At 65.3% G+C, this 998-nt stretch carries 1 protein-coding gene; it reads right to left on the bottom strand.

Features of this window, described 5'->3' with window-relative positions:
* Position 1: 1 nt before the first annotated feature.
* Positions 2–998 (bottom strand): type I glyceraldehyde-3-phosphate dehydrogenase (gap, locus tag H0B54_RS29305; protein WP_188263267.1); only part of this gene is annotated, 997 nt, incomplete at its 5' end.

The following is a 998-nucleotide window of genomic DNA, read 5'->3' as shown; positions in this document are numbered from 1 at the left end:
CTTACTTGGCGTTGGCCATGGCGACGGCGGTGTCGCTCATGCGGTTGGAGAAGCCCCACTCGTTGTCGTACCAGGTCATGATGCGGACGAAGTTGCCGTCGATGACCTTGGTCTCGTTCAGCGCGAAGATCGAGCTGTGCGGGTCGTGGTTGAAGTCGGTGGAGACGAGGTCCTCGGTGTAGGCGCCGAGGATGCCCTTGAGCGGGCCGTTGGCGGCCTCGCTGATCGCCTTGGTGATCTCCTCCACCGAGGTGGCGCGCTTGGCGGTGAACTTGAAGTCGACGACCGAGACGTTCGGGGTGGGCACGCGCATGGCCGTGCCGTCCAGCTTGCCCTTGAGCTCGGGCAGCACCTTGCCCACCGCCTTGGCCGCCCCGGTCGAGGTCGGGATCATGTTCAGCGCCGCGGCGCGGGCGCGGTGCAGGTCCTTGTGGTTGGTGTCGACGATGCGCTGATCCCCCGTGTAGGAGTGGATCGTCGTCATGAAGCCCTTCTCGATGCCGATCAGGTTGTGCAGCACGAAGGCCACCGGGGCCAGGCAGTTCGTCGTGCACGAGGCGTTCGAGACGATGCGGTGCTCGGCCTTGAGCTGGTCGTGGTTGACGCCGTAGACCACCGTGATGTCCTCGTCGGTGGCCGGGGCGGAGATCAGCACCTTCTCCGCACCCGCTTCCAGGTGCTTGGCGGCGTCGGCGCGCTTGGTGAAGATGCCCGAGCATTCCATGGCGATCTGGATGCCCAGATCCTTCCACGGCAGCTTGGCCGGGTCACGCTCCTGCACGACCTTGATCGAGTGGCCGTTGACGATCAGCTCGCCGTCACGCGTCTCGATGGTGCCGGGGAAGCGGCCGTGGACGCTGTCGTACTTCAGCAGGTGGGCGTTGGCCTTGAGGTCGGCCAGGTCGTTGATCGCCACGACCTCCACGTCGTTGCGGCCGCTCTCGTAGATGGCCCGCAGAACCAGACGGCCGATACGGCCAAAACCGTTGATCGCTACC

Origin of the sequence: Azospirillum tabaci, from assembly GCF_014596085.1 — a bacterium.
Classification (GTDB): domain Bacteria; phylum Pseudomonadota; class Alphaproteobacteria; order Azospirillales; family Azospirillaceae; genus Azospirillum; species Azospirillum tabaci.
The sequence above is the reverse complement of the archived record's forward strand: the minus strand, read 5'-3'. Positions and strand labels throughout refer to the sequence as shown.